5 protein-coding genes are annotated in these 6827 nt (G+C 73.5%); 2 read left to right on the plus strand and 3 right to left on the minus strand.

The window, feature by feature from the left end; all coding sequences use genetic code 11:
• Positions 1–37 precede the first annotated feature (37 nt).
• Positions 38–361, plus strand: a complete 324-nt coding sequence (locus ACZ4TR_RS48285) for a DUF3140 domain-containing protein (RefSeq protein WP_465295844.1) — start codon at positions 38–40, stop codon at positions 359–361.
• Here the strand turns inward: ACZ4TR_RS48285 and ACZ4TR_RS48290 are convergent.
• From ACZ4TR_RS48290 to ACZ4TR_RS48300, 3 genes are read right to left on the minus strand one after another with little or no spacing between them, the layout of a single operon-like run.
• Positions 330–1559, minus strand: a complete 1230-nt coding sequence (locus tag ACZ4TR_RS48290; RefSeq protein ID WP_465295846.1) for an FAD-dependent monooxygenase — start codon at positions 1557–1559, stop codon at positions 330–332. The two genes, ACZ4TR_RS48285 and ACZ4TR_RS48290, sit on opposite strands and share 32 nt — an antisense overlap.
• A 31-nt stretch (positions 1560–1590) precedes the next feature.
• Positions 1591–4587 carry an ATP-binding protein gene (locus ACZ4TR_RS48295; RefSeq protein ID WP_465295848.1) on the minus strand — a complete coding sequence of 999 codons (2997 nt, stop codon included), beginning with the start codon at positions 4585–4587 and terminating at the stop codon, positions 1591–1593.
• Between the two features lie 28 nt (positions 4588–4615).
• On the minus strand, positions 4616–5737 hold the full coding sequence (locus ACZ4TR_RS48300; RefSeq protein ID WP_465295850.1) for an epoxide hydrolase family protein: 1122 nt from the start codon (positions 5735–5737) through the stop codon (positions 4616–4618).
• A 62-nt stretch (positions 5738–5799) separates the two neighbouring features.
• Here ACZ4TR_RS48300 and ACZ4TR_RS48305 point away from each other — a divergent pair, with 62 nt between their 5' ends.
• Positions 5800–6753, plus strand: coding sequence for a helix-turn-helix transcriptional regulator (locus ACZ4TR_RS48305; protein WP_465295852.1), 954 nt, complete (start codon positions 5800–5802; stop codon positions 6751–6753).
• Positions 6754–6827 lie beyond the last annotated feature (74 nt).

Genomic DNA, 6827 nt, shown 5'->3' on the forward strand with positions numbered 1-6827 from the left:
GACGAATAGCCGTGATCGGAGCGGGTATGTGTCCTGAATGGACGATGACGAGACCCGCCGCGAGTTCGGCGAGAACGTGAACATGACCGCCAAGCAGCTCGAGGACTGGCTGAAGACGGACGAGTCGAAGGACGCCGGGCAGCACAAGGGCGGCGGTGAGTCCGTCGGGCACGAATCCGGCCGGAAGATCGTCTCGATCCTGCGGAAGAAGCAGGACGACCTCACCGCCGACGACCACGCCCACATGCGCGAGGTCGTCGGCTACGTTCACCGGCACGTCGCCCAGCGGCCGTCCGGGGACGTCGAGGACACCACCTGGCGGCACTCCCTCATGAACTGGGGCCACGATCCGCTGCGGTGAGCGCGTAGTCCTTCAGCACCAGCGCGTTCGCCGCCTCGCGGATCGGGCGGGCCATCTGCTCCAGCACCCGGTTGCGGCCCGGGAGGTACGGCATCAACTTGATCATCCGGGTGTTGAACCACGCGAACGCCCGCGACGACGGGATGATCCCGCGCAGTGCCGTCTTGGCCAGTGCCTGGTTCTTCTCGATGTACGGCCGCATTTCACTCCCGTAGCGGGAAAGTGCCACCGCGGGATCGTCCGAAGTGGCCAGCTCCCCCGCCAGGACGTACGCGCCCACCAGGGCCAGGCTCGTGCCCTGGCCGGAAGCCGGCGAGGCGCAGTAGCCCGCGTCGCCGAGCAGCGTCACCCGGCCGGTGGACAGGTGGTCCATCACGATCTGGCACACCGGGTCGAAGTAGAAGTCGTCCGCGTCGCGCATCGCGGCGAGGAGCGCCGGGATCTCCCAGCCCAGGCCGGCGAACTGGGCCGCGACGAGGTCCTTCTGGCCGTCGACGTCCCGGCGGTCGTACGTCAGCGGCGGCGCGCTGAACCAGAACGCGGCCTTCGCGTCGGCCGCGCGAGCCGTGCTGTAGACGTTCACCATCTTGCCCGCGGCCGCCGAGTGCAGCAGCTCCCAGCGGTCCAGCTGCTGGGTGTTGGGCACCGTCGAGATCGAGATGTACGCGTCGAACCGGCGCAGGAAGTCCTCCTCCGGGCCGAACGCCAGGGCGCGGACGCCGGAGTGCAGGCCGTCGGCGCCGACGACCAGGTCGAACCGGCGCGGGGCGCCGTGGGCGAACGTCACGTGGATGCCGTCCGCGCGCTCGTCGAGGCCGGTGATCCAGTCGCCGAAGACGTACTCGGTGTCGTCCCGGGTCGCGTCGTAGAGGATCTTCGCGAGGTCGCCGCGCAGGATCTCGGTGTCGTCGCCGTGGCGGAAGCCGAACGTGTCGGCGTCGAGCGTCGCGAGTTCCTTGCCGCGCTTGTCCACGAACGCCGCGCCGCGCATGTCGGTGCTCGCCGCGTGCACCTCCTCCAGCAGGCCCATGCGGCGGACGACGTCGACCGCGACCCCGCGGATGTCGACCTTGTAACCGCCTTCGCGCAGGCTCGGGGCCCGCTCGACGACGGTGGCGCGGAAGCCGTGGCGGTGCAGCCAGAAGGCGAGGGCGGGGCCGGCGATGCTGGCGCCGGAGATCAGGATGCTCTTCGTCATGCCCCGAACTGTGGGCGCGGCCGCTGACCGCTCACGAACCGAGCGCGAACCGCCGCTGACCGAACTCGCTCAGCGCCTGCTCAGGGGGCATTTCGCGGCCACGGTCGAACGCTTCCGCGTAGGCCTCCGCGCCGATGCGCGCCCGCACGCGGTCAGTCACCGCAGCGACATCCGCGTCTCCGGCGACCGGCGCGCCGCGCAGCCCGACGGCGACGCCGAGCAGGAACGCGGCCCGCTCGTCCTCGGCCCGCGCGGCGAGGACGCCCGCCAAGCCTTCGACCGCTTGGGCCGCGCCCGGCAGGTTCGCGTGGTCGAGGGCCGTGGCCAGCGCCTCCTGGTGCAGGTCGGTCGCCTCGTCGAGGTGCCCTTCGGCGGCAGCCGTCCAGCCGAAGCCGGTGTGGAGCCGGATCCGCGTCTCGCCGCCGGTGACCGGGTCGACGGCGAGGCCGACGGCCGCGGTGTACCAGCGGCGGGCCGTGGCCAGGTCACCCGCGCGCCGCGCGATCTCGCCGAGTCCGCCGCGGGCCCGCGCGAGTGTCGACGGCGTGCCGGCCGCGCGTGCCTTGCCGGCGGCGGCTTCGTAGTCCGCGCGGGCGGACTCGGGGTCCCCGGCGCGCAGCACGCCGTCGGCGCGGCGGCACAGCAGGTCGGCGGCGTCCTCGACGGCGCCGAGCTCACCGGCCAGCCGCACGGACTCGTCCATCAGTTCCCGGAACCGCGCGTGGTCGCCGCGCCAGTCCGCGAACTCAGCGAGCTTCTCCAGCGCGCTGGCCTCGCCCCAGCGGTCACCGAGCGCGTGGAATCCGTCCAGCGACGCCGAAAAGTGCGCCTCGGCTTCCGCGATGCGGCCGCGGTACTGCGCGCCGAGACCGTCGCCGATGCCCGTGAACGCCCGCGACCACGCGTCGTCGCCGACGAGCGCGGCCAGCCGTTCGCCGTCCCGCACCTTGGTGTGCGGGGAGAACGCCCACAGCAGGAAGAGGTACGGGTGGCGCAGTGGTCCCTCGAGCCCCTGCAGGATCGGCTCGATCTCGACGCCGGTGCCGGAGGCGTGGATCAGGCAGAGGACGTACTCCTCGGCCAGTCCCGGCGGTGGCTCGGTTCCGAAGGCGGCGACGACGGCGTCCGCGAACGCGGTCGCCTCACCGCGCAGGCCGCGCAGCCACCAGTACCAGGTCAGGGCCGCGATGAGCCGCACCGCGGTCGCCGGTTCTTCGGATGCGCTCCAGCGCAGCGCCGCGTGCAGGTCGGCGTGCTCGGCGGTCAGCTCCGCCAGTGCGGTCAGCTGGTCCGCGCCCCGCAGCCTCGGCTCGGCCGCGCGGGCGAAGTCGAGGAAGTACTTCGCGTGTTCCGCCCGCCGGTCGTCGCCGTGCTCGGCGCAGAACGCGCGGATCGTCTCGAGCATCCGGTACCGGCCGCCGGCGAACTCGACGAAGGACTTCTCGACCAGGCCGGTGAGCAGGACGTCGGCGTCGGGTTCGGCGCAGATCCGTTCGGCCGCGCCGAGCCGCGCGCCGCCGGCGAACACCGCGAACCGGCCTGCGAGCCGCTGCTCGTCCGGCTCCAGGAGGTCCCAGCTCCACTCGACGACGCCGCGCAGGGTCCGGTGCCGCGGTTCGGCGGTCCGGTCGCCGCGCGACAGCAGGCGGAAGCGGTCGCCGAGCCGGGCCGCGACGTCGTCCGCTGACAGCGACCGCAATCGGGCGGCGGCGAGCTCGATCGCCAGCGGGAGGCCGTCGAGGGCGGCGCAGATGCGGGTCACCGCGCCCGGGTCGGGCACGCTGCCCGGGGCCACCGCCGCGGCCCGCTCGGTGAACAGCTTCGCCGCGGAGCCGGCGGGCAGGGCGCCGACCGGCACCAGCCTCTCGCCGGTCAGGCCCAAGGGCTCGCGGCTGGTGGCGAGCACGCGCAGGCCAGGACACTCGCCGAGCAGCCGCCGGACCAGCCGGGCGGTGTCGGCGACGACGTGTTCGCAGTTGTCGAGCACCAGCAGCAGGGGGCGATCGGCGAGCGCGGCGGCCAGCCGCCCGGCCGGCTCTCCCGCCGCGCCGGGCGCCAGCACACCCTGCTCGCGCAGACCCAGCGCGGCGAGGACCGCGCGGGCCACGTCGGTGGTCGTCGCCAGCTCGGCGAAGCACGCTTCGCCGGCCGCGGCTTCGATGGCGAGCCGGGTCTTGCCCGCGCCGCCCGGCCCGATGAGCGTGACGAGCCGTGCGTCCCGCAGCGCCGTTTCGAGGTCGTCGAGTTCGGTCCGGCCGACGAACCCGGTCAGCGGCACCGGAACCCGCCGGGCGTGGGCGGGGGCGGCGGCCCGCAGGACGGCGACGTGCGCGTCCGCGAGTTCCGGCGACGGGTCCGCGCCCAGCTCGTCGGCGAGCCGTTCGCGGATCTCGGCGAAGGCGGTCAGGGCCTCTGCAGAGCGGCCACCGCCGTGCAACGCGCGGACGAGCTGGGCGGCAAGCCGTTCGCGCAGCGGGTGCTCACCGGTGAGTTCGCGGAGCTCGGCGACGAGCCGTTCGTGGTGGCCGAGCGCGAGCTCGGCTTCGACGCGGTCCTCGATCGCGGCCAGGCGCAGCTCGGCCAGCCGGGCCGCGCGCGGCGGATCCGCGAGGCCGTCGAGCGCGGGTCCGCGCCACAGCGACAGCGCTTCGGCGAACAGCTCCCGTTTCGCGGCCGGATCGCCGGTCGCCCGCGCTTCGGCGGTGAGCCGCTCGAAGCGGTGGACGTCGACGTCCTGCGGGTCGACGGCCAACCGGTACCCGGCCGGGGTGAACTCGACGAGACCGTCCGGCGCGCCGCCGTCACGCAGGCGCCGGCGCAGCCGCGATACCTGCGACTGGAGGGCTTCGGCGGCACCCTCGGGCGGGTGGTCGCCGTGCAGGCCGTCGATCAGCCGCTCGGCGCCGACCACGCGGCCGGCGTCGAGGGCGAGCAGGGCCAGCAGCCCCCGCAGCTGGGGGCCGCCGAGGGGAACCGGGGTTCCGCCGGGACGGCGGGCTTCGACCGGCCCGAGGATCGCGAACTGCACGCCGCCGATTCTGGCCCACCGCCCCCGGTCACGGCCGCAGTTCCCGGAAGAACGCGCGGATGTCGGTCACGAGCAGCTCCGGCGATTCCATCGCCGCGAAGTGGCCGCCCTCGGCGAACTCCGACCAGTGCGCGATCTTCTCCTCCGGGTCCATGATCTTCCGGACGACGGGCGAGGTGGTGAAGACCGCCCAGCCCGACGGGACGTCCGACGGCGCCAGCCAGCCGTGGCCGGAGTGCGCTGCCTCATAGAGGAAGCGAGCCGCCGTGGCACCGCTGCGGGTGAACCAGTACAGGCTGACGGTCGTCAGGAGCCGGTCGCGGTCGACGCCGCCGCCCGGGTTGGTCCATGCCTGGACCTTCTCGGCGATCCAGGCCAGCTGTCCGACCGGCGAGTCGGTGAGCGCGGCCGCGAGCGTCTCCGGTTTGTGCGACTGCAGGTCGAGATATCCGCGGCCGGCCTTCCAATCCTCGCGGGCCGCGTCCAGTTCGGACTGTTCGGATTCGGTCAGGTTCTCCGGCATCGGCAGCTGCTCGCCGGCCAGCGCGATCGTGCCGCGGTCGCTGTTGACGTGGGCGCCGAGCACGCGGTCCGGGTACAGCGCGGCCAATCGTCCGGTGACGCCGGCGCCGATGTCGCCGCCCTGTGCGGCGAAACGGTCGTACCCGAGCCTCGTCATCAGCTCGGCGAACGCGTCCGTCGTCCGGGCGAGCTCCCAGCCGGGCCCGCTCAGCGGCGTCGAGAACCCGAAGCCGGGCAGCGACGGCACGACGACGTGGAACGCGTCCGGCCCCGGCTCGGTCAGCGGCCCGATGACGTCGAGGAACTCGGCGAACGTGCTCGGATAGCCGTGGGTCAGCAGCAGCGGGACCGCGTCCGGGTCGGCCGACCGGACGTGCAGAAAGTGGATCCGCTGGCCGTCGATCTCGGTCGTGAACTGCGGGAACGCGTTGAGCGCGGCCTCCAGGGCACGCCAGTCGAAGCCGTCGCGCCAGTACTCCGCCAGCTCGCGCACGACGGCCGTGGGTATGCCGCGGGACCAGTCCGGCTCGTCGCCGGGTACGGGGTCCGCGAACCGCGCTTCGGCGAGGCGGCGGTGCAGGTCGTCGAGGTCGGTCTGCGGGATTGCGATGCGGAAGGGGTTCGTCATGACCGAGACGGTAGGAACCATTGCGGCAGACTTTCTTCCGCGATTCGTGCGATCCTCGGAAGATGTTGCAGACCTCCGCCCGTCTCCTTCGGCTGCTGTCGCTGCTCGAGACGCGGCGCGACTGGACCGGCGCCGACCTGGCCGAGCGGCTGGACGTCACGACGCGGACCGTCCGCAGCGACGTCGGGAAGCTGCGTGACCTCGGTTATCCGGTCGAGGCCTCCCCCGGCGTCCGGGGTGGCTACCGCCTCGGCGCGGGCGCGCAACTGCCGCCACTGCTGCTGGACGACGACGAAGCGGTGGCCGTCGCGGTCGGGCTGCGGACGGCCACCGGGGTCGCCGGGATCGGCGAGACGTCGGTGCGGGCGCTCGCGAAGCTGGAGCAGGTGCTGCCCTCGCGGCTGCGGCACCGGGTGCAGGCGCTGCAGGCCGCGACGGTCTCGGTGCCGGGCACCGGCCCCGTCGTGGACGCCGAGGTGCTGACGGCGATCGCGTCGGCGATCCGGGCCGGCGAACGGCTGCGGTTCGACTACACCAGCCACGAGCGCGCGGCGAGCCGGCGCGACGTCGAGCCGCACCGGCTGGTCGGCCTGAACCGCCGCTGGTACCTCGTCGCGTGGGACACCGGGCGCGCCGACTGGCGCACCTTCCGCGTCGACCGGATGACGCCGAAGGTGCCGAACGGGCCCCGGTTCACCCCGCGCGAGCCGCCGGAGGGCGACGTCGCGCAGTTCGTCCAGCGCAGCGTCGGCGCGGCAACCTGGCGCTACCACGCGAAAGTGCGCCTCCACGCGTCGGCCGGGTACGTGCGGGCCCGGCTGCCGGTCGCGGTCGAGGTGACGCCGGAGGGGCCGGACCGCTGTGTCGCCGAGGTGGGCTCGGACAACGCGGCCATGCTCTCGCTGTACCTCGGGCTGCTCGAAGTGGACTTCGAAGTGCTCGGAGCCCCGGAGCTGGCCGCCGAGCTGGCCAAGACGGGCGAACGGTTCCTGCGGGCTAGCTGTATTGCCCCGTGAGGTTGGGGACGCGACTGGCGGGTGATTGGCCTGCGAGTGCGGTGTGTCCGCGGTGGTGATTGTAGGTATGCAGC

This window comes from Amycolatopsis sp. NPDC028719, assembly GCF_055565395.1.

Bases quoted from the DNA above. Each gene is read 5' to 3' on its own strand.
- ACZ4TR_RS48285 (WP_465295844.1), top strand. From the start codon at position 38: ATGGACGATGACGAGACCCGCCGCGAGTTCGGCGAGAACGTGAACATG.
- ACZ4TR_RS48290 (WP_465295846.1), bottom strand. From the start codon at position 1,559: ATGACGAAGAGCATCCTGATCTCCGGCGCCAGCATCGCCGGCCCCGCC.
- ACZ4TR_RS48300 (WP_465295850.1), bottom strand. From the start codon at position 5,737: ATGACGAACCCCTTCCGCATCGCAATCCCGCAGACCGACCTCGACGAC.
- ACZ4TR_RS48305 (WP_465295852.1), top strand. From the start codon at position 5,800: ATGTTGCAGACCTCCGCCCGTCTCCTTCGGCTGCTGTCGCTGCTCGAG.